Annotated in this window: 19 protein-coding genes and 1 pseudogene; 13 read left to right on the top strand and 7 right to left on the bottom strand. The window is 69.9% G+C overall.

Annotation, left to right across the window (positions count from 1 at the left end; all coding sequences use genetic code 11):
* Positions 1-64: 64 nt before the first annotated feature.
* Entirely contained in the window at positions 65-478 is a 414-nt protein-coding gene (locus TSH58p_RS06235; RefSeq protein WP_199230251.1) for a hypothetical protein, read from the top strand.
* A 98-nt stretch (positions 479-576) separates the two neighbouring features.
* Here the strand turns inward: TSH58p_RS06235 and TSH58p_RS06230 are convergent, their stop codons facing one another.
* The 3 genes from TSH58p_RS06230 to TSH58p_RS06220 all read right to left on the bottom strand — a co-directional run bounded on the left by TSH58p_RS06230 (position 577) and on the right by TSH58p_RS06220 (position 2,843).
* Positions 577-1,188, bottom strand: a complete 612-nt coding sequence (locus TSH58p_RS06230) for a PRC-barrel domain-containing protein (protein WP_109072744.1) — start codon at positions 1,186-1,188, stop codon at positions 577-579.
* A gap of 160 nt (positions 1,189-1,348) precedes the next feature.
* On the bottom strand, positions 1,349-2,254 hold the full coding sequence (locus TSH58p_RS06225) for a folate-binding protein YgfZ (RefSeq protein WP_109072743.1): 906 nt from the start codon (positions 2,252-2,254) through the stop codon (positions 1,349-1,351).
* A 169-nt stretch (positions 2,255-2,423) separates the two neighbouring features.
* Positions 2,424-2,843 carry a GreA/GreB family elongation factor gene (locus tag TSH58p_RS06220; RefSeq protein ID WP_109072742.1) on the bottom strand — a complete coding sequence of 140 codons (420 nt, stop codon included), beginning with the start codon at positions 2,841-2,843 and terminating at the stop codon, positions 2,424-2,426.
* A 317-nt stretch (positions 2,844-3,160) separates the two neighbouring features.
* On the opposite strand from TSH58p_RS06220, the gene TSH58p_RS06215 reads away from it, so the two are divergent.
* The 4 genes from TSH58p_RS06215 (at position 3,161) to TSH58p_RS06200 (ending at position 8,036) form a co-directional block, all read left to right on the top strand.
* A complete protein-coding gene (locus TSH58p_RS06215; RefSeq protein ID WP_109072741.1) occupies positions 3,161-4,696 on the top strand; it encodes an ABC transporter ATP-binding protein in 1,536 nt (511 codons plus the stop codon).
* Between the two features lie 148 nt (positions 4,697-4,844).
* Positions 4,845-5,936 (top strand): ABC transporter permease, encoded by a 1,092-nt coding sequence (locus tag TSH58p_RS06210; RefSeq protein WP_109072740.1) that lies wholly within the window; start codon positions 4,845-4,847, stop codon positions 5,934-5,936.
* The gene (locus tag TSH58p_RS06205; RefSeq protein ID WP_109072739.1) at positions 5,933-6,865 is read left to right on the top strand and encodes an ABC transporter permease; all 933 of its coding nucleotides are present in this window, start codon (positions 5,933-5,935) and stop codon (positions 6,863-6,865) included. Before TSH58p_RS06210 ends, TSH58p_RS06205 begins: the two co-directional genes overlap by 4 nt.
* Before the next feature lie 94 nt (positions 6,866-6,959).
* Positions 6,960-8,036, top strand: a complete 1,077-nt coding sequence (locus TSH58p_RS06200) for a BMP family ABC transporter substrate-binding protein (protein WP_014240078.1) — start codon at positions 6,960-6,962, stop codon at positions 8,034-8,036.
* 93 nt (positions 8,037-8,129) lie between these two features.
* Here TSH58p_RS06200 and TSH58p_RS06195 read toward each other — a convergent pair whose 3' ends face one another.
* On the bottom strand, positions 8,130-8,540 hold the full coding sequence (locus TSH58p_RS06195) for a hypothetical protein (protein WP_109072738.1): 411 nt from the start codon (positions 8,538-8,540) through the stop codon (positions 8,130-8,132).
* Between the two features lie 279 nt (positions 8,541-8,819).
* Between TSH58p_RS06195 and TSH58p_RS06190 the strand changes: the two genes are divergently transcribed.
* Both TSH58p_RS06190 and TSH58p_RS06185 read left to right on the top strand, forming a co-directional pair.
* Positions 8,820-9,299 carry a hypothetical protein gene (locus TSH58p_RS06190; RefSeq protein ID WP_109072737.1) on the top strand — a complete coding sequence of 160 codons (480 nt, stop codon included), beginning with the start codon at positions 8,820-8,822 and terminating at the stop codon, positions 9,297-9,299.
* A 69-nt stretch (positions 9,300-9,368) separates the two neighbouring features.
* A complete protein-coding gene (locus TSH58p_RS06185) occupies positions 9,369-9,965 on the top strand; it encodes a hypothetical protein (RefSeq protein ID WP_109072736.1) in 597 nt (198 codons plus the stop codon).
* Positions 9,966-9,981: 16 nt separating this feature from the next.
* Here the strand turns inward: TSH58p_RS06185 and TSH58p_RS06180 are convergent, their stop codons facing one another.
* The 3 genes and pseudogenes from TSH58p_RS06180 to TSH58p_RS06170 all read right to left on the bottom strand — a co-directional run bounded on the left by TSH58p_RS06180 (position 9,982) and on the right by TSH58p_RS06170 (position 12,357).
* Positions 9,982-10,533 (bottom strand): NUDIX domain-containing protein, encoded by a 552-nt coding sequence (locus TSH58p_RS06180; protein ID WP_109072735.1) that lies wholly within the window; start codon positions 10,531-10,533, stop codon positions 9,982-9,984.
* 80 nt (positions 10,534-10,613) lie between these two features.
* Positions 10,614-11,422, bottom strand: a pseudogene (locus TSH58p_RS06175) (IS5 family transposase).
* A gap of 50 nt (positions 11,423-11,472) precedes the next feature.
* Positions 11,473-12,357, bottom strand: coding sequence for a diguanylate cyclase (locus TSH58p_RS06170; RefSeq protein ID WP_162600029.1), 885 nt, complete (start codon positions 12,355-12,357; stop codon positions 11,473-11,475).
* 204 nt (positions 12,358-12,561) lie between these two features.
* Here TSH58p_RS06170 and TSH58p_RS06165 point away from each other — a divergent pair, with 204 nt between their 5' ends.
* The 6 genes from TSH58p_RS06165 to egtD all read left to right on the top strand — a co-directional run bounded on the left by TSH58p_RS06165 (position 12,562) and on the right by egtD (position 21,196).
* The gene (locus TSH58p_RS06165) at positions 12,562-13,455 is read left to right on the top strand and encodes a ribose-phosphate diphosphokinase (protein ID WP_109469176.1); all 894 of its coding nucleotides are present in this window, start codon (positions 12,562-12,564) and stop codon (positions 13,453-13,455) included.
* A 77-nt stretch (positions 13,456-13,532) separates the two neighbouring features.
* A complete protein-coding gene (locus TSH58p_RS06160) occupies positions 13,533-15,128 on the top strand; it encodes an MBL fold metallo-hydrolase (RefSeq protein WP_109469175.1) in 1,596 nt (531 codons plus the stop codon).
* A 72-nt stretch (positions 15,129-15,200) separates the two neighbouring features.
* On the top strand, positions 15,201-15,707 hold the full coding sequence (locus TSH58p_RS06155; protein WP_109469174.1) for a hypothetical protein: 507 nt from the start codon (positions 15,201-15,203) through the stop codon (positions 15,705-15,707).
* Positions 15,708-15,927: 220 nt separating this feature from the next.
* On the top strand, positions 15,928-18,666 hold the full coding sequence (locus tag TSH58p_RS06150) for an EAL domain-containing protein (RefSeq protein WP_109469296.1): 2,739 nt from the start codon (positions 15,928-15,930) through the stop codon (positions 18,664-18,666).
* Positions 18,667-18,938: 272 nt separating this feature from the next.
* Positions 18,939-20,222, top strand: coding sequence for an ergothioneine biosynthesis protein EgtB (gene egtB / locus TSH58p_RS06145; RefSeq protein ID WP_109469173.1), 1,284 nt, complete (start codon positions 18,939-18,941; stop codon positions 20,220-20,222).
* Positions 20,222-21,196, top strand: a complete 975-nt coding sequence (gene egtD, locus TSH58p_RS06140; protein WP_109469172.1) for an L-histidine N(alpha)-methyltransferase — start codon at positions 20,222-20,224, stop codon at positions 21,194-21,196. Before egtB ends, egtD begins: the two co-directional genes overlap by 1 nt.
* Positions 21,197-21,246 lie beyond the last annotated feature (50 nt).

The raw sequence follows: 21,246 nt of genomic DNA, 5'->3' as shown, positions 1-21,246 counted from the left end.
GGGCGTCCTGTCAGTGAGGGCCGGGTTCGATCACCCGCCCCATCACGACAGGGAGGTTCCGTCCATGCACCGCTTCACCCGCTTTACCGCCGTTGCCGCGACCGCGACCGCGCTCGGCCTCGTGGCGCCGTCCATCTTCGTGCCGGCCGCCTTCGCGCAGGGCGCCATGCCCGCCAAGACCGGCCAGTCGGCCGGCGGCCCCGTGCTGACCGACAGCAAGGGGATGACGCTCTACGTCTTCGACCGCGATGCGGGCGGCAAGTCCGCCTGCAACGGGCAGTGCGCCACCAACTGGCCGCCGTTGATGGCCCCGGCGGGCGCCAAGGCGATGGGCGACTATTCGGTCGTCACCCGCGACGACGGCTCCATGCAGTGGGCCTACAAGGGCAAGCCTCTCTACGGCTGGGCCAAGGACGGCAAGCCGGGCGACACCACCGGCGACGGCGTCAACAACGTCTGGCACGTCGCACGCCCGTAAATGCGGTTTTGAACAGGGAAAAGCCCCCGCGGCGCTGGACCGCGGGGGCTTTTCGTGACGGTAACGTCGGCGATTGGCCGGCTGTTACTGGCCCGCTGTTACTGGCCGGTGCCCGTCGGGGCGGCCGGCGGGGTGCCGGTGGCGCCGCCCGGAGCGGTCATGGTGCCGCTGGTGCCGGTGGCGTCACGGCTGGCAGCGCCGTTCACCGTGTCGCCGGCCTTGTCCTTGTTCCGGTTCAGCGAGGTGGTGGTGTCGGAGTATTCGAACTCCGGCATGGCCTTCACCTGATCGCGAGTCATCCCCGAGAGCTGAACGCGCTCCTGCTGGGCGTCCCAGTTGGCGTTGCTGATGTCCACGGCGATCTGCTTCTCGCCGATGCCGAGGAAGCCGCCCGAGGAGATCACGAGCTGCTGGGCCTGGCCGTTGCTGTCGAGGATGATGTCCTCGACCTCGCCGACCTTCTCGTTGTCGGTGCCGTAGACGTTCTTGCCCATCATGTTCTCGGCGCTGGCCAGCGTGCCGCCGGTCAGGCCGGAGGCGCTGCCGGTCGCGGCGCTGCCGCCCGGCATGGTGCTGCCGCTGTTGTTCATCTCGGTCGCGGTCGGGGCGCCTGTGGCGGGGCTGCCGGTGGTCGGCGACGTCGTCTGCGCCATCGCCGTGCCGGTCATCAGCGCCAGGACGGACGCAGCCGCGATGATTTCCCTCCGCATAACTCACTCCTCTCCGTGTTTCGGCGTGTCGGTTGAGTGCCTTGGTTTGTCTCGGTAAGGCAGATCGACAACAGGGGTTTGGAGGGAATGGTCACGCGGAAAATCGAAAAAATCTTTCGGCTAGTCCGTGCAAGTTTCGGGAATAAAACTGACGCAGAACTCAAAAGCTTGCCCAGACTGGCTTTGCCGGCGTGACTGTGGCCTCTCCCGCTGTCAAGACCAATCCGTCTTGCCCCGCACGGGTGAGGTCTTCCAGCCGCAACAACGCCAGGGCGGAGGAACCGTGACCGCTGCGAATCTCGCCGACTTCCTTGCCGTCGAGCGTCACCGGCGTGCCGGGGGCGGGCAGAGGGCCGTCCAGCGTGACCGGAAACAGCTTCTTCCTGATCAGGGCGCGGTACTTGGTGCGGGCGGTCAGCTCCTGCCCCATGTAGCAGCCCTTGTCCCAGGAGATGGCGTTGAGGTCGTCCAGATCGTTCTCCAGGGGCAGCGCCTTGTCGGGCGTGAGGTCGCGGCTGCCCTCCGGAACGCCGAGCGACAGGCGCAGCCGGTCGTAGTCCTCCGCGCCGCGCGGCGCGAAGCCCGCCGCCTCCAAAGCCGCCGTGACGCCGTCGCGCGGCAGGAAGGCGCGGGCGCCCAGCGCCGGCAGGCGGGGGTCGGTGAAGGCGACGCCGCCGGCGAAGGGCACCGCCGCACCGGCCTCGTCGGGCAGGCCCAGCCGGGCGAGGGCGTCGCCGCCGAACAGCGCGACGGCCACCAGGGCGCCGGCCCGGTCCTCCAGCGTGATCTTGGAGCGCAGCTTGTACATCTTCAGGCGGCGCAGGAATTCCTCCCGCCGGTCCGTCTCGGGGTCGAGCAGAAGGGCGCCGTCCGATTCGGCGATGCGGAAGTCGTGCAGGAACTTGCCCTGCGGGGTCAGGAACAGGGCGTAGACGGCGCGGTCCGCTGCGACGCGGCGCACGTCGTTGGACACCAGCCCTTGCAGGAAGGCCGCCCGGTCCTCGCCTGCGACCGCGATCACGCCCCGGTCCTCCAGGATCGCGTAGCCCGCCTGTTCCGCCGTCATGCCCGTGCTCCGAATGTCCCGTTCAAGTCCCCGATAGTTGGGCGAAGGGGGCAGGGGAGGCAAGGGTGGCGAGGGGCGGGCCCTTGCATGGCGCGTCCGCCTTTTCAGCGGACGCGCCACGGTGCAAGCCGTGGTCGATGGACCGTCAGACGGTCCTTCAGGCGGGCCGTCAGCCCGCCGGAGGGCCCGCCGGAGGTTCGATCCGCAGGACCTGCACCGACTTGGTGCGGCCGTCGAGCGTGCCGTAGGCGATGGATTGCCCCTCGGACAGGCCGAGCAGGGCGGCGCCCACCGGGGTCAGGATCGAGATGCCGTCCTGGCGCCGGGCCGCTTCGTCCGGTGTGATGAGTGTGGCGGTGTGCCGCGTGCCCCGGTCGTCCGCGAAGGTGACCCGGCTGCCGAGCCGGACGAAGGGCGTGCCGCCGCCGTCGGGGGAATCCGCGACATCGGCACGGTCGACCTCGCGCTGGAGGAAGTCGATGACGCCGGCGGGCTGGCTGAGATGGGCGAGAAGGACGTCGAGACGCCCAAGGTCATGGGGGGTGATTCGGATCGGCGGCGGATCGCCGAGCATCGACTTGCGGTTCATTCCAAAAGCTCCATAAGGAAAGGCCGCCGGAAATGGCGGCCCTTTCCATAGCTGATGACGACGGCGGCCTCTTGTCAACCGTGCGGCGGCGTGGCATCTGTCCGTGTGCGAAGCAACTGCTGATTTGTTGGGTCATCTGCCGCTTTGTTGGGCTGCCCGGGCGCCCGGAACGGGGCGAATGACCGCAGGCTGGGCAACCGCTTCCCCTGTTGACGGCGAACAGCCTTGACGGGCAAGACTCTCCGAAAGTGGCATGGCTTTGGCAATGCCCTGCCGACTTCACCCCTACCCGGTCCGTCTCCTTGGATTCCCCATCCGTGTCATCCCCTCCGCACCGGCTCGAACTGCGCGGCATCACCAAGCGCTTTCCGGGCTGCCTGGCGAACGATCAGGTCGATCTCGTCCTCCGGCCGGGCGAGATCCACGCGCTGCTGGGCGAGAACGGCGCCGGCAAGTCGACGCTGGTGAAGATCATCTACGGCGTGCTGCACGCCGACGCCGGCCAGATTTTGTGGAACGGGCAGGACACCCGCATCCCCGACCCGGCGGGCGCCCGCCGCCTGGGCATCGGCATGGTGTTCCAGCATTTCTCCCTGTTCGACACGCTGACGGTCGCCGAGAACATCTCGCTCGGCCTCGACCAGCCCGGTCCGATGGACGCGCTGTCGGCGCGCATCGCCGAGGTGTCGGAGCGCTACGGCCTGTCGCTGGACCCGCGCCGCCACGTCCACAACCTGTCGGTCGGCGAGCGGCAGCGGGTGGAGATCGTGCGCTGCCTGCTCCAGGACCCCAAGCTGCTGATCATGGACGAGCCGACCTCGGTCCTGACGCCGCAGGAGGCGACCCGCCTGTTCGAGACGCTGCGCCGTCTGGCGGCGGAGGGCTGCACGATCCTCTACATCAGCCACAAGCTGGAGGAGATCCGCGCGCTTTGCGACACCGCCACGGTGCTGCGCGGCGGGCGCGTCGTGGGGAGCTGCGACCCGCGCAAGGAAACCGCGCGCAGCCTCGCCGAGATGATGATCGGCACCGAGCTGTCGACCCCGGAGCGGCTGCCGCAGGGCGAGGCCGGGGCGGCGAAGCTGCAGGTGCGGCATCTCTCCACCACCTCCGACAACCCCTTCGCCACCAACCTGAAGGACGTGTCCTTCGAGGTGCGGGCCGGCGAGATCCTCGGCATCGCCGGGGTGGCCGGCAACGGGCAGGCGGAGCTGATGGCCGCGCTGAGCGGCGAGGCTCTGGTGCCGGACCCGGCGTCGGTCGCCATCGAGGGGCGGCCCTCCGGCCATCTCGGCCCGCGCGAACGGCGCCTGCTCGGCCTCGCCTTCGTGCCGGAGGAGCGGCTGGGCCGCGGCGCCGTGCCGGAGCTGAGCCTGTCGGAGAACGCGCTGCTCTCCGGCTACGCCCGCGAGCCGCTGGTGCGCAGCGGACTGGTGCATTTCGGGCGCGCGCGCTCCTACGCCGAGCGGATCATCGGCGCCTTCAACGTGGTCACCCATGGACACCGGGCGGAGGCGCGGTCGCTGTCGGGCGGCAACCTCCAGAAGTTCATCATCGGCCGCGAGATCCTGCAGAAGCCGCGCCTTCTGGTGGTTGGCCAGCCGACCTGGGGCGTGGACGCGGGCGCCGCCGCGGCGATCCACCGGGCGCTGATCGACCTCGCGCGCTCCGGCGCCGCCGTCCTGGTCATCAGCCAGGATCTAGACGAGCTGTTCGTGCTGAGCGACCGCATCGCCGTGCTGTTCCACGGCCATTTGTCGGAAAGCCGCCCCACCCACCACACCAGCGTGGAGGAGATCGGCCTGCTGATGGGCGGCCTGTTCAACCACCCGCCCGACGAGGATGAGGAGTGATGGGACCGACGCTTCATACCCTCTCCCCCCTGGGGAGAGGGGAGGGTGAGGGGGATGCCCTTCTGCCGAACGCCGCGCCCTGCGCAACCCCCTCACCCCAACCCTCTCCCCAGGGGGGAGAGGGGGCAATCCTCGGTAAGGCACGGGCATGACCCTCCTCCGTCTCGAACCCCGCGGCGAAGCGTCGCGCGCGATGGTCTACGCGACGCCGCTGCTGGCGGTCGCGCTCACGCTCGTCAGCGGCTTCCTGCTGTTCTGGGCCATGGGCTTCGACCCGGTGAAGGCGCTGCACGCCTTCTTCATCGCGCCGCTGATGTCGGTGCGCGGCCTGGGCGAGCTGGCGGTCAAGGCGACCCCGCTGGTGCTCTGCGCCATCGGGCTGGCCATCGGCTTCCGCGCCAACGTGTGGAACATCGGGGCCGAGGGGCAGCTCACGCTCGGCGCCATCACCGGCGGCGGTCTGGCGCTGGCCTTCTACGGCGAGGGCGGCTGGTGGCTGCTGCCGCTGATGATCGTCGCGGGCATGGCCGGTGGCGCGCTGTGGGCGGCGATCCCCGCCTTCCTGCGGGTGCGCTTCAACGCCAGCGAGATCCTGACCAGCCTGATGCTGAACTACGTGGCGCTGCACCTGCTGAACTACCTGATGCACGGCCCTTACCGCGACCCGGACGGCTTCGCCTTCCCGGAGTCCCGCCTGTTCGAGGCCGACGCGGTGCTGCCGCTGCTGGTCGCCGGGACGCGCGTGCACCTGGGCTCGCTGTTCGCCCTGCTGGCGGTGGGGTTGGGCTGGTTCCTGATGGCGCGGACCTTCATCGGCTTCCAGATCAAGGTCATCGGCCTGACCCCGACGGCGGCGGGCTACGCCGGTTTCAACCAGAAGAAGATCATCTGGCTGACGCTGCTGCTGTCCGGCGCGCTGGCCGGTCTGGCCGGGCTGGGTGAGGTCGCCGGGCCGATCGGGCAGATGAACCCGACCATCTCCCCCGGCTACGGCTACACCGCCATCATCGTCGCCTTCCTGGGGCGGCTGCACCCGGTGGGCATCCTGCTGGCCGGCTTCTTGATGGCGCTGTCCTTCATCGGCGGCGAGGCGGCGCAGATCGCGCTGGGCCTGCCGAAGGCCATCACCGGCGTGTTCCAGGGCATGCTGCTGTTCTTCCTGCTGGCGACCGACGTGCTGATCCGATACCGCCTGCGCTTCGGCGCGAAGCGGGCTGTTGTGGGGAGGGCCGCGGCATGAGCGCCGAACTGGCCCTTCTCGGCCCGATCCTGGCGGCCATGCTGGCCGCCGCCACGCCGCTGCTGTTCGCCGCACTCGGCGAGCTGGTGGTGGAGAAGTCCGGTGTCCTGAACCTGGGCGTCGAGGGCATGATGCTGGTGGGCGCCGTCTGCGGCTTCGCCGTGGCGGTACAGACCGGCAGCTCCACGCTCGGCTTCGTCGCGGGGGCCGCGGCGGGGGCGGGCATGGCGGCGCTGTTCGGCGTGCTGACCCTGCTCCTGCTCGCCAATCAGGTGGCGACCGGCCTCGCGCTGACGCTGTTCGGTGTCGGCCTGTCGGCGCTGATCGGGCAGGGCTTCGTCGGCATTCCCATCGCCGACGTGCCGGAACTCTACATCCCCGGCCTGACCGACCTGCCGGTGATCGGCAAGGCGCTGTTCGGGCAGGACGCGCTGGTCTATCTGGCGCTGGCGGCGGTGCCGGCCGTGCACTGGTTCCTCTACGCCACGCGCAAGGGGCTGATCCTGCGCGCCGTCGGCGAGAACCACGCGGCGGCCCATGCGCTCGGCTACAAGGTCATCCGCATCCGCTTCCTCGCCGTGCTGTTCGGCGGCGCCATGAGCGGCATGGGCGGGGCCTTTCTGTCGCTCGACTACACGCCGATGTGGGCGGAGGGCATCTCCTCGGGGCGCGGCTGGATCGCGCTGGCGCTGGTGGTCTTCGCGACCTGGAAGCCGGGCCGCGTGCTGCTCGGCGCCTGGCTGTTCGGCGGGGTGACCATCGCGCAGCTCCACGTCCAGGGGCTGGGAATCGACATTCCGTCACAACTCTTGTCGATGCTGCCTTATCTGGCTACCGTCATCGTCCTGGTGGTGATTTCACGCGATGTCGCCCGAATCCGGCTGAACGCGCCGGCCAGCCTCGGGAAGGTTTTCCATCCCGACGCCTGACGGGTCGACGCCTGACGGGCGCCGGGATGTTTGCAAGTCTTATGTTCGTGCTCAATCAATTGGATCAGGGAGCAAACACGTGAACAGAAGGACCATGGGCAAGGCCCTGATGGGTCTGGCCACCGGCGCCGCCATGCTGGCGCTGGGCGTCGGCGCGGCCGACGCGCAGGAGAAGATGAAGGTCGGCTTCGTCTATGTCGGTCCGATCAGCGACCACGGCTACAGCTACCAGCACGACCAGGGCCGTCTGGCCGTGGAGAAGGAGCTGGGCGACAAGGTCACCACCACCTTCGTCGAGAACGTGCCCGAGGGCGCCGACGCCGAGCGCGTGATCGAGCAGCTCGCCTCCTCCGGCCACAAGCTGATCTTCACGACCTCCTTCGGCTTCATGAACCCGACGCTGAAGGTCGCGCAGCGCCACCCCGACGTGAAGTTCGAGCACGCCACCGGCTACAAGCGTTCGGCCAACGTCGCCACCTACTCCGCGCGCTTCTACGAGGCCCGCACGGTCATCGGCCAGATCGCCGGTAAGATGACCAAGTCGAACATCATCGGCTACATCGGATCCTTCCCGATCCCCGAGGTGGTCAGCGGCATCAACGCCTTCACCATCGCCATGCGCGAGGTGAACCCCAAGGCCGAGGTCCGCGTCGTCTGGGTGAACAGCTGGTACGACCCCGGCAAGGAAGCCGAGGCCGCCAAGGCGCTGATCGACCAGGGCGCCGACGTGATCTCGCTGCACACCGACAGCCCGGCGGCCATCCAGGTCGCGCAGGAGCGCGGCCTGTGGGTGTTCGGCCAGTCGTCCGACATGACCCGCTTCGGCCCGAAGGCGCATCTGACCGCCATCGTGGACGATTGGCGCGAGTACTATGTGAACCGCGTCAAGGCGGCGCTGGACGGCTCCTGGAAGTCGCAGGACACCTGGGGCGGCTTCAAGGACCACATGCTGTTCCTGGCCCCCTACAACCCGGCGCTCCCGGCCGACGTCGTCGCGGCGGCGGAGAAGACCCGCACCGACATCATGGAAGGCAAGCGCCACTCCTTCCAGGGGCCTGTGAAGGACCAGTCCGGCAAGGTCGTGATCGCCGAAGGCAAGCAGGCCACCGACGAGCAGATCCTGAAGATGGACTGGTACGTCGAGGGCGTGCAGGGCAAGGTTCCGAAGTAAGCCGGAACCGGTTGCCGAATGGGAAAGGGGAGGCTTCGGCCTCCCCTTTTTTTGGGCCCCTTTTTTGTTGGCCGCTTCTTTGCCGGCCGCTTCTCAGCCCGGCTGGCGGCCCAGCGCGGCCCAGCCGGCGGGGGCGAGGCGCATCACCTCCGGCCCGCTGCCGGCGGGGTTGGGCTCCATCGTCACCAGTTCCCGGTTCTCGAACCAGACCCAGCGGGGAATCTCCGCCGCGGTGGGGACCCAGCCTTCGGCCATCCGTTCCAGCACCGCCAGATCGGCGGCGGCGATCGGGAATTTCGGCTTCGCCGGTGCACGGTTGGGCGCTGCGGGAGCGGGCGGGGGCGCCGCCGGGGCATCCTGTCCGGCGCGGGCATGGATCCAGGCCGTCTGGAAGGCGGTCAGCGCTTGGTTCAATTCGCCGCGCAGCGGCTCCGACGGGCAGCGCAGAAAGCGGTCCAGCAGGGCGTGCAGGGACTCGGCGGTGGGGAGCGTGGTCTCGGGCATGGGGCGGTTCCGTGGTCGGCGTGGTCCGGCACCGCAGCCATAAACGCAAGGGGTGGGACAAGACAAGGGGTTGGAAAAGAAAGGCTCCGCCGCTTCAGGGAGCGCGGCGGAGCCTGTCGAGGAGGCACAATCCCCTGTGCTGCCTGACTCCAAACACGCGCACGGGGCCGCCGGTTCCACCTTCCCTTCCGGGGTGACCCGCAAGGCGGCGGTCCGAAAGCCGGGACGATGCGTTGTCAGCCGCAGGACAGGCTCTCGCGTCGGAAAGGGAAACGGATCGTGGGGAACGGATTTCAGAAGGCGTCGCGCGTCATGTATTTCCTGGCGACCGGCGTGTTGATGCTGTTCGCCCTGGTGTTCATCGGCGTGGCCGCCTACTCGGTGTTTCACAGCCTCCTGCTCCTCGACATCGAGGCGACGACGCACGGGCTGCTGAACGGGGTGGGCATGATCGTGCTGGCCATCGCCGTCTTCGAGATCGCCAAGTATCTCTACGAGGAGGAGCTGGAGCACGACCGCGAGTTGCGGCACGCCGACGAGGCGCGGCGCACCCTGACCAAGTTCCTGACCACCATCATCATCGCCGCCAGCCTGGAAGGGCTGGTGCTGGTGTTCGAGGCGCGGACCTCGGACATGAGCGACATGGTGTATCCGGCCATCCTCCTGATGGTCATCGTCTTCATGGTGCTCGGGCTGGGGCTCTACCAGCTGATCAGCCGGCGGGCGGAGACCATCGACCCGAAGGAGGGGGATTCCTGACCGGCCCGAGCGTCCCAACATTGTTGAGAGGAGTTGTCCATCCCTCTCAGCCAGAGCGGAGCGCCCCCCATGTTCGATCCCGCCCAGATCGGCCGCATCTCTCCCGTGGAGCAGGCCGACGCCCTGCGCACCCTGATCGCCGTCTTCGCCACCGCGGTGGTGCGGCCCGGCGAGAAGGCGCCGCGCAACGCCGTCAGCGCCGAGATCGTCGACATCCTCGACGAGGTGCCGGCGGAGCGGGTGGAGGCGGTGGCCCAGCTCTTCACCATGATGGCGCTGCGCCTGCGGCGGAAGGGGCGGCCGCGCCGCACCGCCTTCCGCCTGACCCTGGAGACGGCGCTGCTCGCCCGCTCCTACGTCGGGGAACCGGCGCCGCGCAACGAGTCCAGCTACCTGTCGTCCGACCGGCCCGGCCTGGGGACGATCGACCACGCCTGCAACGAGATGCTGGAGCGCATGGCCGGCGTGCCGGATGAGGACCAGCGGGCGTGGCTGACCGCCCAGGTGATCGCCACCGGCCTGATCGACGCCGACCGCCGCCATCGTTTGGGCGGCCCCGACCGCGACCTGGGCGACATGGCCGTGGCGGAGTTCCTGCTGCGCACGGCGGCCCAGTATCTCGCCGCCACCGCCGTCCGCACGCCGCCCGGCGAAGGCAAGGGCTGAGGCCACCGGGACGGGCTCACTGCAAGGCGATGATCGCGGCCATGGTCGCGTAGCGCTCGATCGACTGGGAGGAGGGCGAGCGCATCGCCTGCCGGGTGATGGCAAGCTGGTTCTCGTGCGAGACCGGCTGCCGCACCCCCAGATGGGCGACCACCTTGGCGAGCGGCACGACATGGGCCGAGGACAATTCCCAATTCACGATGGCGCCGCCCGCCGGGCGTCCGGGCGTGATGGCGGACGGTGCCACCCGCAGGGTGATCGAAGAGGCCAGCGACTCCAGCCCGGTCACCGGGACGAAATACAGCGTGAAGCTCCGCGAGGTGGGGCGCCAGGGCTCCGCCGCCCGGCAATCGGGGAAGGCGAGGCCGGTCTGTTCGTGGAACAGGCGCTGGAGCGCCGTGAGGGGGCTGGTGACGCTTTCGTAGCCGCCGCCGGGAACCGCCCACTGGCCCGCGGCATCGACGATCCGCGGCTCCGCCGGACCCCGGCCCCACCAGGTGCTGATCTCGCGCCGCCGGACGATCAGGACCTTCGTTCCCTCCAGAAACGCCACATGGACATGGCGCATCGCCTCTCCCCCCGCATCCGGTTGCCATCGCTGCCGGAGACGGGTGGGCGAGGCGGGGCGTGAACGGTTAGGTCCTGTTCTCAAACCCTGAGCCATAGTCGGATAGCCCCGATGTGGACCATGGCGAGGTAGTTGGCGGCGAGTTTCTCGTATCGGGTGGCGATGCGACGGAACTGTTTGAGGCGGTTGATCAGGCGCTCGATGGCGTTGCGGGAGCGATAGGCGGCCCAATCCACCAGAGCACAGGGCTTCTGGCTGGAGGGCTGTGGGATCACCGCCCCGATCCCGCGCCGACGCAGGTAGCGGCGGATGGCTTGGCTGGAGTAGGCGCGGTCAGCGACCACGCGCTCGGGTCTTTCCCGCGGTCGTCCACCTGCCACTCGGCGCACTGCGACCGCCTCCATCAGCACCGTCAACGCGCTCTGGTCGGCGGCTTGACCGGGGCTCAGCACGAAAGCGAGCGGTTGGCCGTGGCGGTCGGCGCGCAGGTGGATCTTGGTTGAGAAGCCGCCGCGCGAGCGGCCAAGCGCTTGGTTCAACTGCCCCCTTTTGCGCCGGCGGCGTGCTGGTGGGCGCGGACCACTGTGCTGTCGACTTGGTGCAGGCTCCAGTCCAACTTGCCGGCCTCATCCGCCTCGGCCTGAACCAGTTCCAACACGCGCTCCCATACCCCGGCCTTGCGCCAGCGGTAGAAGCGGTTGGCCGCCGTCTGCCAGGGACCGTACTCGGCCGGAAGATCGCGCCAGGGCGAGCCGGTGCGGTTCACCCACAGGATCGCCCGCACGGTGCGCTCCAGGTCCCGCGCCGGCCGGCCCGTCCACGGGCGTTCCGGCGGAAGCAACTCCAGCAAATGCTGAAGCTGCTCATCGCTCAGTTCAGATCGTGCCATCCCCCTTCAACAGGGCACAGCCAAACCCTCACAGCCTTTGAGAACAGAACCTAGGGCGAGGGGACCACGCGGTTCCGCCCTTCGGCCTTCGCCCGATAGAGCGCGGCGTCGGCCACCCGGAGCGCGTCGTCGATGCCGCCGGGCGCCTCCGGCGTCACAGGGGCGACGCCGAAGCTGGCGGTCATGCGGAACGGATCGCCGTTCGGCCCCATCTCCTGCGCGGCGACGCGCTGGCGCAACCGCTCCGCCACGACCGACGCATCGGCCAGCGTGGTGTTGGGGAGCAGAACCACGAACTCCTCCCCGCCATAGCGCCCGATCAGGTCGCCGGGGCGCAGGGCGTCGCCCAGCGTCTGGACGAATCGCTGCAAGGCCGCGTCGCCGGCGGCGTGGCCGCGGCTGTCGTTGATGCGCTTGAAATGGTCGATGTCGGCGATCAGCAGGGACAGCGGCTGCCGCGACCGCAGCGCCCGCCGGATCTCCTCGTCCGCGCGCTCCAGAAGGGCGCGCCGGTTGGCGACGCCGGTCAGCGGGTCGGTCTGCGCCTGCGCGGCCAGCAGCCGGTGCATTTCGGTGATGCGGCCGCCCGCCTTCAGCCGCGCCTTCAGGTGGGCGCGGTTGACCGGCTTGTGGATGAAGTCGTCCGCTCCGGCGTCCAGCGCCTTCATCTCGTAGAAGGGTTCGTCGTGGGACGTCATCAGGATGAGGTAGCTGTAGGCGGTGCGCGGATCGGCTTTCAGAAGCCAGCACACCTCCAGCCCCGACAGCCGCGGCATCTCCCAATCGATGATGGCGATGTCGAAGGGTTCGTTCTGGGCAAGATCCAGCGCTTCCCGGCCATCCCTGGCCAGGATCACGTCATGCCCGTAGGACACCACCTGCTCCGAGAGCATGGTGCGCATCAGGACCGTATCGTCGGCAATGAGCACGCGCATCGCGGGAAACTGCCTCATCCCTTTGTCTGCGGTCAATGAGTGGCGGACTCCGCGGGGACAATTCCAGGCGCACCGTTCCGGCCGTCCTATCGCCTTCACGGTAACGTTGCGCCTAAGGTCGTGGTCGCCGCGCCGCGGCCCTTGCGGCATAGTACGGGCCGATCGGGGCGCCCATGTCCGGGCGCGCAACGCAGAGGGGACAGCATGGCCCGCTATACGGGCGTCTACGGATTTCCGGAATCGGCCGACGGCGCGCGGCGTCTGGCCGAAGCCCTGAACGTTCCCTGCCACATCGCCGAACTGCACCGCTTTCCGGATGGCGAAAGCCTCGTCCGCCTGCCCGAACCCGTGGAGCGGGCGGTGGTCTACCGCTCGCTCGACCGTCCGAACGACAAGCTGGTGGAACTGACGCTCGCCGCCTCCGTCCTGCGCCGCCAGGGCGCCACGGAGCTGTGCCTCGTCGCCCCCTACATGGCCTACATGCGCCAGGACGCGGTGTTCCGCCCCGGCGAGCCGGTGAGCCAGACGGTGGTGGGGGAGTGGCTGGGCCGGCTGTTCGACCGCTTCATCTGCGTCGAGCCGCACCTCCACCGCACCCATACGCTGGACGAGGTGTTCGTCGGGCGCCCCTCCGTCTGCCTCAGCGGCGCCGGGGCCATCGCCGAGCGGCTGCGCCAGGACGGGGCCGCGCCCGACACCGTGATCGTCGGCCCGGACGAGGAGGCCGCCCCGCTGGTCGAGGCGGTGGCCGGGCCGCTCGGCCTCACCGCCCTGGTCGGGCGCAAGGAGCGGCGCGGCGACCGCGACGTGACGGTGACCCTGCCCGACGGCGCGCCCCTGGCCGGCCGGCCGGTGGTGATCGTCGACGACGTCATCAGCTCCGGCGAGACCATCTTCTCCTGCGCGCGGGCGGCGCGGGCCGCGGGGGCAACGTCGGTCCGGGTGTTCGGGGTCCACGCCCTGTTCGACGCCGCCGTGGCCGCCCGTTTCCAATCCGAAGGGTTGGGAACGCCGTTGTCCTGCGACGGGGTTCCGCACCCCAGCAACGCCCTGCCGCTCGCCCGGCTGATCGCCGACGCGCTGGCAGCCTCCTGTTGATGGCGCCCTGTTGACGGGCCGGTAACCCTTCGTCAGGCAGGATAGGGGGACAGGGCACAACAAGGCGGGGTTTCGCCATGACACTGTCCCTCACCTTCCACGGCGCCGTCGGCACGGTCACCGGCTCCTGCTTCCGCATCCGGACCGGCGACGGCGACCTGTTGATCGACTGCGGCCTGTTCCAGGGCACCAAGACGGTCAAGGAGCTGAACTACCGGCCCTTCCCCTTCAAGCCGTCCGCCGTGAAGGCGGTGCTGCTCACCCACGCCCACATCGACCATTCCGGCCTGCTGCCGAAGCTGGTCCGCCAGGGCTTCAAGGGGCGGGTGCACACCACCGCCGGCACCGCCGACCTGCTGGCCTACATGCTGCCCGACAGCGGCTACATCCAGGAGACGGAGGTGGAGCGGCTGAACCGCCGCAACCGCCAGCGCGGGCGCCCGGCGGTGGAGCCGATCTACACCCAGGCCGACGCCCAGGCGGCCATCCGCCATCTGCACGCGGTCGATTACGGGGAGTGGGTGAAGGTGCTGCCCGGCATCCGCGCCCGCTTCTGGCAGGCCGGGCACATCCTCGGCTCGGCGTCGGTGGAATTGGAGGTGACGCGCGGCGGGACGGCGGAGACGATCCTGTTCTCCGGCGACCTCGGGCCGGGCGGCAAGGCCTTCCACGCCGACGCGGAGGGGCCGCCGCGGCCCGACTGGATGGTGCTGGAGACCACCTATGGCAACCGCGAGCGGGTCGAGGTGGGCGAGGCTGAGCGGCAGGCCCTGCTGCGCGACGAGGTGCGGGCGGCGCTCGCCGCGGGAGGCCCGCTGCTGATCCCGGCCTTCGCGGTGGAGCGCACGCAGGAGCTTCTCTACGATCTGAACCGGCTGTTCGACCGTGGCGAGATCCCGCTGGTCGACGTGTTCCTCGACTCTCCGTTGGCCGACTCCGTCACCGGGGTGTTCCGCCGCCATCTGGCCGATCTCGGCACCGACGGCGATCCCTTCGCCCGGCCCAACCTGCACCGCGTGCGCTCCGTCGCGGAAAGCCAGACGCTCAACGCGATCAAGGGCGGCGCCATCATCATGGCGGCCAGCGGCATGTGCGACGCCGGGCGCATCCGCCATCACCTGAAGAACCATCTGTGGCGCCCGGAGGCCACGGTCCTGCTGGTCGGCTATCAGGCGCCGGGCACGCTGGGCCACCTGCTGCAGCAGGGGGCGGCGAGCGTGCGCATCCATGGCGAGGAGATCGCGGTGCGCGCCCGCGTCCGGTCGCTGGACGTGTATTCCGGCCACGCCGACCGCAGCAGTCTGCTGGCCTGGGTGGCGGCGCGGCAGGGGGTGGGGCGCGGCCTGTTCCTGGTGCATGGCGAGGAGGAAGCCCGCGCCGGCCTGCGCGACGCCCTGGTCCGCCGCGGCTGGGACCCGGCGCTGATCCGCCTGCCCGAACTGGACGAGGTGGCCGACCTGACCGCCGCCGCCCCGGCGCGGGCACCGGATGGCCCGCCGCGGCTGGAGCCGGAGGCCGTGGCCGCCGGCCGGGACTGGCACAACCGCTACGCCGCCTTCCTGCTGGACCTGCACCGGGCGCTGGACGCGGCGCCCGACGACGCGGCGCGCGAGGCGCTGCTCCGCGGGGTGGGCGACCGCCTGCCGCAGGCGGAGGGCCGGGCGGCGAAGTGAACGTCCTGCCCTCGGCCGGGCGGTGCGTGCTATAGATTCGTGACAGCCGCGAAGCAAAAGGATGACGGGGCGATGGGGAAGGTGGCGAACATCGTGGTTCAGATGGCGCGCAAGCTGACCGACGACAACGCCCGGCTGGGCCGTGTCCGCAACGCCGGCAAGCCCAAGACCTTCCCCCATTTCCGCGAGATCCGGAACGCCTATCTGGACATCCAGGGGCTGGTCTTCTCCATTCAGGAACGCCTGCCCGAGACGGGGAACGACCTGCCGCCGAACTTTCCGCAATGGGTGATCCGGCAGAAGCTGACGGCCATCGCCCACTTCACCGACATCAGCCACGCCTTCGTCAGCGACCCGCCCTTGGCGCTGACCAGCTCGCTCGGCGCCTTCGACGTGCTCCAGGCGGAGCAGAAGGCCTTCTCGGAGACTTTGAACGCCTTCGACATGATGCTGATGGAAGCCGGCATCGACGACAAGACCGCCGACGAGCTGGACGCCACCCGCACCAAGATCGAGCAGATCCTCGGCATGATCGAAACGCTTTTGCAGAACAGCCCCAAGGTGTTGCAGGAATTTTGAGCGCCGCCGCACGCAACGGGCGATTCCGTAAATATTTATACGCTTCTCGCACGGGCCCAATCTGGTTAAGGTCTACCGGTGCGCGTCGTCCCCCACGGGCGGAAATCCGGTTGGGCGGCGTCACCGTCAGCTTCGGTACGGCCCCATGCAGAGGTCTTCCAACCCCGATCCGATCGACCTTGCGCCGGGCGAGCCCTCGACCGATTCGATGGCCGATTCCATGAGCGATTCGGTTGCCATCCCCAAGCGCCTCCCTCTCCTGGCCCTGCTGGCCGCGCTTGTGCTGACCGCGCTGGTCTGGAACGACACCCGCCAGCGCGTCGCCGCGGATGCCGAGGGCCGGTTCGCCCTGCGGGTGGAGGAGCTGCACCGCCGTTTCGAGAGCCAGATCCAGGTCTATGTGCAGGTGACGCGTTCCGCCGCCGCCCTGTTCACCGCATATCCCGACGTGAAGCGTGCGGAATGGAACCGGTTCGTGGACGGGCTGCACCTCGCCGAGCGCTATCCGGGGATCACCGCCGTCGCCTTCGCGCGGGTCGCCGATCAATGGACCGGCCCGGAGCTGGTCACGCAGGCCCGGATGGACGGGCTGCGCGGCTTCCGGATCTGGCCGGAAGCGCCCGGTCCGATGCGGCTCGTCACCCTGTACGCCGCCCCGGCCAACGAACGCACCCTGCGCACGCTCGGCTACGACCTGCTGGCGGAGCCGGTGCGCCGCGCCGCCGCGGAGCAGGCGCGGGACAGCGGCGACCCGACGGTCATCCGCGCCGCAGCCCTGAGGCTCGACGACGGCGAGCCTTCGCCGCCGGCCGTCATGGTCTACCAGGCCGTCTACCGCGACGGGCAGAGCCCCGCCACGCAGGAGCAGCGGCGGGCCGCCTTCGCCGGTCTGGTGATGACCCCCATCCAGATCGCGCCCCTGGCCGAGGCCGTGTTCGGCCGGATGGGCGACGTCGCGGCGACGGTGTTCGAGGGGCGCCGGGAGTTCCCGCTCTACCGCAGCCGCCCGGAGTCGTCGGACCGGCCGTTGCTGACCGCGAGCCGGGACATCGCCCTGGGCAACCGCGTCTGGTCGGTCCAGTACGAGAGCCGGCCGGGTTTCGAGGAGGGCGTGGGCAGCTGGAAGCCGCTGCTGGTCCTGGCGACGGGGCTGTCGCTCAGCCTGCTGCTGTCCGTCCTGCTGTGGGCGCTGGCCGTGACCCGCCACCGGGCGCTGGTGATCGCCGGGCGCATCACCGCGTCGCTGCGCCGGCGCGAGACGGAGCTGGACCTGCTGTTCAACCAGGCGCCGCTCGGCATCGCCCTCATCGGGCCGGACGCCAGGATCACCGACTGCAACCCCGCCTTCGCCCGCGCGGTCGGGGTGGGGCGCGACGGGTTGATCGGAACCGACGCCAGGCTGCGCGCGCCGGACCCGGCGGTGAGCGCCGCCATCGACTCCGCCATCGCCGGGGAGAGCGTGCGGCTGGAGGTCGACCGCCTGCTGCTGGCCGGTGGGCGGCACAGCCACTTCTCCCTTCATCTCCAGCCGGTGTCCACCCCCGGCGATCCGCCCTTCGTCATGGCCTTCGTCGAGGACATCGGCGACAAGCGGCGGGCCGAGCAGCACGTCCACTATCTGGCCCATTACGACCCGCTGACCGGCCTGCCCAACCGCGTCCTGCTGTTCGACCGCATCGCCCAGGCGGCCCGGGACGCGCGGCGCGACGGCGCGCGGGCGGCCGTCCTGTTCATCGACCTCGACCGCTTCAAGATCATCAACGACAGCCTTGGCCATTCCTTCGGTGACGAGGTGCTGCGGTCGGTGGCGCGGCGGCTGCACGGCGCGATGCGTCCGTCGGACACGGTGGGGCGGCTGGGCGGCGACGAATTCCTGATCGTCGTTCCCAACATCGAGACGCCGGGCGTGGCCGCCGCGGTGGCGGAAAAGGTGATGGCGCAGCTCGCCGCTCCCTTCACCATCGGCGGGCGGAACTTCGTGGTGTCGCCCAGCATCGGCATCAGCCTGTTCCCCGACGACGCGGAGGACGCGGAGGGGCTGATCCGCTGCGCCGACATCGCGATGTACAACGCCAAGGACGCCGGGCGGAACGCCTACCGCTTCGTGACGCGCGAGATGGGCGCGCGGTCCCGCGAGCGTCTCGACCTGGAGGCGGCGCTGCGCCGTGCCTTGCAGAACCGCGAGCTGTTCCTGGTCTACCAGCCGCAGCTGCGCATTTCCGACGACCTCGTGGTCGGGGTGGAGGCCCTGCTGCGCTGGCGCCATCCGGAAGCCGGCCTCATCATGCCCAACCGCTTCCTGCCCGTGGCCGAGGAAACCGGCCTGATCCAGGCCATCGGCGATTGGGTGCTGGACGAGGTGTGCGCCCAGATCCGCCGCTGGCGCGACCAGATCGGCCTGACGGTGCCGGTCGCCGTCAACGTCTCCGCCCAGCAGTTCCGCGACGGGCAGCTTCCCGCCAAGGTGGCCGCCGCGCTCGACCGCAACGGCCTCCAGGGCTGGGAGCTGGAGATCGAGGTGACCGAGGGCACCCTGATCGACGACATCCCGTCGGCCATCGCGACGCTGCGCGCGCTGAAGCAGCGTGGGTGCCTGATCGCGCTGGACGATTTCGGCACCGGCTACTCGTCGCTCAACTACCTGCACCGCTTCCCGATCGACAAGCTGAAGATCGACCGCTCCTTCATCCACGATCTGGAGCAGGACGGGACGGGCGATTCCATCCCGCGCGCCATCGTCGGGCTGGGGCGCAGCCTGGGCCTGTCGGTGGTCGCCGAGGGGGTGGAGACGGAGGCGCAGCTCCAGCTTCTGCGCAGCCTGAAATGCGAGAGCTTCCAGGGGTATCTGTTCAGCCGCCCGGTCCTGGCGGAGGAGCTGGAACCGATCCTGGCCCTGCGCGGACCCCGCGGCCGCCATCACGTTCCGAAGGCGGAGCCGGCGGCGGCGGAGCCGGCTTGACGGCGCCCGGCGCGAAAAGGTCACCACCCCGTCCTGCGCCGCCTTCCCGCCGCCCGCGTCCCCTCCCGGACCGGTTCGGCGACCCGTCGGATGGGCGCATTTTTCCCCACCCATCGAGGTCCAAACCCGTCCGCCTCCCGCTGTGAGTGGGCAGTCCGACGGAGCCTTGCCGCCGGCTGGTCCGTCCGGGCCACTCCGAAAGGAGGGTTGGCGGCCCGGCGAAGCGGCACAGCTTTACCGGGACCTGTCAGGCGGGGGAGGACACAGCGCCCATGCTCAAAACAGCCGCCAAAGCCGGCGGGATCGCCGACCGTTTTCGCCGGGTGCGTGCCACCTCGGCGGAGCTGGCCGGCGGTTTGTCGCCGGAGGATCAGGTGGTGCAGTCCATGCCGGACGCCAGCCCGGTCAAATGGCATCTGGCCCACACGACGTGGTTCTTCGAAACCTTTCTGCTGATCCCGAATCTGCCGGGCTACCGGCCCTTCGATCCGGCCTTCGGCTATCTCTTCAACTCCTATTACGAGGCCGTCGGCGCCCGCCATCCGCGGCCCCGGCGCGGCCTGTTGACACGGCCCGGCGTGGCCGGGGTGGCGGCCTACCGCGACCATGTGGACGCCGCCATGCTGACCCTGCTGGAGCGTGCCGACGCCGAGCGGCTGGTCCCGCTGGTGACGCTCGGTCTCGCCCATGAGGAGCAGCATCAGGAGCTGATCCTGATGGACCTGCTGCACCTGTTCTCCTGCAACCCGGTCGCACCGGCCTACCGGCCCTACCGCCCGGCCTTGCGCGGCCCCGCCCATGAGGGGCGCTGGATCGCGGTGGACGGCGGGATCGTCTCCGTGGGGCACGGTGGTGAGGGCGGCGGCGAGGCCTTCGCCTTCGACAACGAGGGTCCGCGGCACGAGGTGCTGCTGCGCCCCTTCCGGCTGTTCTCCCGCGCGGTGACCAACGGGGAGTGGCGGGCCTTCGTCGAGGACGGCGGCTACCGCAACCCGGCGCTCTGGCTGTCCGACGGCTGGGCCACGGTCAACGCCGAGGGCTGGGAGGCGCCGGCCTACTGGCGGCGCGGCGAAGACGGCGGCTGGCGGGAGTTCACCCTGCTCGGCGAGCACCCGTTGGACGAGGACGCCCCGGTCTGCCACGTCGGCTTCTACGAGGCCGACGCCTTCGCCCGCTGGGCCGGCAAGCGCCTGCCGACGGAGGCCGAGTGGGAAACCGCCGCCGGCACAATGCTGGGCAGCGGGCTCTCCCCCACCGGCAACACGCTGGGCAGCGGGCTGCTGCGCCCGGTCGCCGCCGCGGGGGGCGATGGCCTCGTCCAATTGTTCGGCGACGTTTGGGAATGGACGGCCAGCGCCTACAGCGGCTACCCGGGATTCCGCCCCGCCGTCGGGGCGGTCGGCGAATACAACGGCAAGTTCATGGCCAACCAGTATGTGCTGCGCGGCGGATGCTGCGCCACGCCGGACGGCCATGCCCGCGCCACCTACCGGAATTTCTTCTATCCGCACCAACGCTGGATGTTCAGCGGCGTGCGCCTCGCGGAGGACGCCTGATGACCGCAATTTCCGCCGCCCGCGCCCTTCCGGCGCAGGGGCCGGTGCCGGACGACGTGTTCCTGTCCGACGTGCTGGAGGGCCTGTCCCGCCCGGACAAGAGCCTCCCCTGCAAGTACTTCTACGACGCCGAGGGCTCGGCCCTGTTCGACGCCATCTGCACGCTCGACGAATATTACCCGACGCGGACCGAGACCGCCCTGCTGCACGCCCGCGCCGAGGAGATCGCCGGCCTCGCCGGGCGCGGCGCCACCCTGGTGGAGCTGGGCAGCGGGTCGAGCGTCAAGGTGCGCATCCTGCTCGACGCGCTGGACGCGCCGGCCATGTATGTGCCGGTGGACATCAGCCGTGACCATCTGATCGCCGCCGCCGCCCGGCTGGCCGGCGACTATCCGGCGGTGACGGTGGTGCCGGTGGCGGCCGACTATGTGCGCGGCTTCGCCCTGCCGCGGGGCGTGGCGCCAGAGCGGACGATGGCCTTCTTCCCCGGCAGCACCATCGGCAATTTCCGGCCCGCCGAGGCGATGACCTTCCTGGATAATCTCGGGCGGCGGCTCGGGGCCGGGGCGCGGCTGCTGATCGGGGTGGACCTGCGCAAGGATCCGGCGGTGCTGGAGGCCGCCTACGACGACGCGCGCGGTGTGACCGCCGCCTTCAACTTGAACCTGCTGGCCCGCATCAACCGCGAGCTGGACGGCACCTTCGAGCTGGACCGCTTCGCCCATGTCGCCCGCTACGACACCGCGCGCGGGCGGATCGAGATGCATCTGCGCAGCCTGGACGACCAGACCGTCCACATCGCCGGCCATCCCGTCCGCTTCGCCCGCGGCGAGACGATCCACACCGAGAATTCCTACAAATACTCGGTGCCCGGTTTCCGCCGCCTCGCCGCCCGCGCCGGCTGGCGCACGGAGCGGAGCTGGACCGACGAGGACCGGCTGTTCAGCCTGCACTGGATGGTTCGGCATGGCTGACCCCGTTTGGCACCGGGAACACCGGGATCGGGGCCGTGGTTGATTCCCGT

It is taken from the genome of Azospirillum sp. TSH58 (assembly GCF_003119115.1).
Lineage (GTDB): Bacteria > Pseudomonadota > Alphaproteobacteria > Azospirillales > Azospirillaceae > Azospirillum.
This window is presented reverse-complemented; position numbering and strand designations above follow the sequence as displayed.

What these genes read in the sequence shown, in the direction of transcription:
- TSH58p_RS06235 (WP_199230251.1), top strand. Translation starts at nt 65, where the DNA reads ATGCACCGCTTCACCCGCTTTACCGCCGTTGCCGCGACCGCGACCGCG.
- TSH58p_RS06230 (WP_109072744.1), bottom strand. Translation starts at nt 1,188, where the DNA reads ATGCGGAGGGAAATCATCGCGGCTGCGTCCGTCCTGGCGCTGATGACC.
- TSH58p_RS06225 (WP_109072743.1), bottom strand. Translation starts at nt 2,254, where the DNA reads ATGACGGCGGAACAGGCGGGCTACGCGATCCTGGAGGACCGGGGCGTG.
- TSH58p_RS06220 (WP_109072742.1), bottom strand. Translation starts at nt 2,843, where the DNA reads ATGAACCGCAAGTCGATGCTCGGCGATCCGCCGCCGATCCGAATCACC.
- TSH58p_RS06210 (WP_109072740.1), top strand. Translation starts at nt 4,845, where the DNA reads ATGACCCTCCTCCGTCTCGAACCCCGCGGCGAAGCGTCGCGCGCGATG.
- TSH58p_RS06205 (WP_109072739.1), top strand. Translation starts at nt 5,933, where the DNA reads ATGAGCGCCGAACTGGCCCTTCTCGGCCCGATCCTGGCGGCCATGCTG.
- TSH58p_RS06200 (WP_014240078.1), top strand. Translation starts at nt 6,960, where the DNA reads ATGGGCAAGGCCCTGATGGGTCTGGCCACCGGCGCCGCCATGCTGGCG.
- TSH58p_RS06195 (WP_109072738.1), bottom strand. Translation starts at nt 8,540, where the DNA reads ATGCCCGAGACCACGCTCCCCACCGCCGAGTCCCTGCACGCCCTGCTG.
- TSH58p_RS06185 (WP_109072736.1), top strand. Translation starts at nt 9,369, where the DNA reads ATGTTCGATCCCGCCCAGATCGGCCGCATCTCTCCCGTGGAGCAGGCC.
- TSH58p_RS06180 (WP_109072735.1), bottom strand. Translation starts at nt 10,533, where the DNA reads ATGCGCCATGTCCATGTGGCGTTTCTGGAGGGAACGAAGGTCCTGATC.
- TSH58p_RS06170 (WP_162600029.1), bottom strand. Translation starts at nt 12,357, where the DNA reads ATGCGCGTGCTCATTGCCGACGATACGGTCCTGATGCGCACCATGCTC.
- TSH58p_RS06165 (WP_109469176.1), top strand. Translation starts at nt 12,562, where the DNA reads ATGGCCCGCTATACGGGCGTCTACGGATTTCCGGAATCGGCCGACGGC.
- TSH58p_RS06160 (WP_109469175.1), top strand. Translation starts at nt 13,533, where the DNA reads ATGACACTGTCCCTCACCTTCCACGGCGCCGTCGGCACGGTCACCGGC.
- TSH58p_RS06155 (WP_109469174.1), top strand. Translation starts at nt 15,201, where the DNA reads ATGGGGAAGGTGGCGAACATCGTGGTTCAGATGGCGCGCAAGCTGACC.
- TSH58p_RS06150 (WP_109469296.1), top strand. Translation starts at nt 15,928, where the DNA reads ATGAGCGATTCGGTTGCCATCCCCAAGCGCCTCCCTCTCCTGGCCCTG.
- egtB (WP_109469173.1), top strand. Translation starts at nt 18,939, where the DNA reads ATGCTCAAAACAGCCGCCAAAGCCGGCGGGATCGCCGACCGTTTTCGC.
- egtD (WP_109469172.1), top strand. Translation starts at nt 20,222, where the DNA reads ATGACCGCAATTTCCGCCGCCCGCGCCCTTCCGGCGCAGGGGCCGGTG.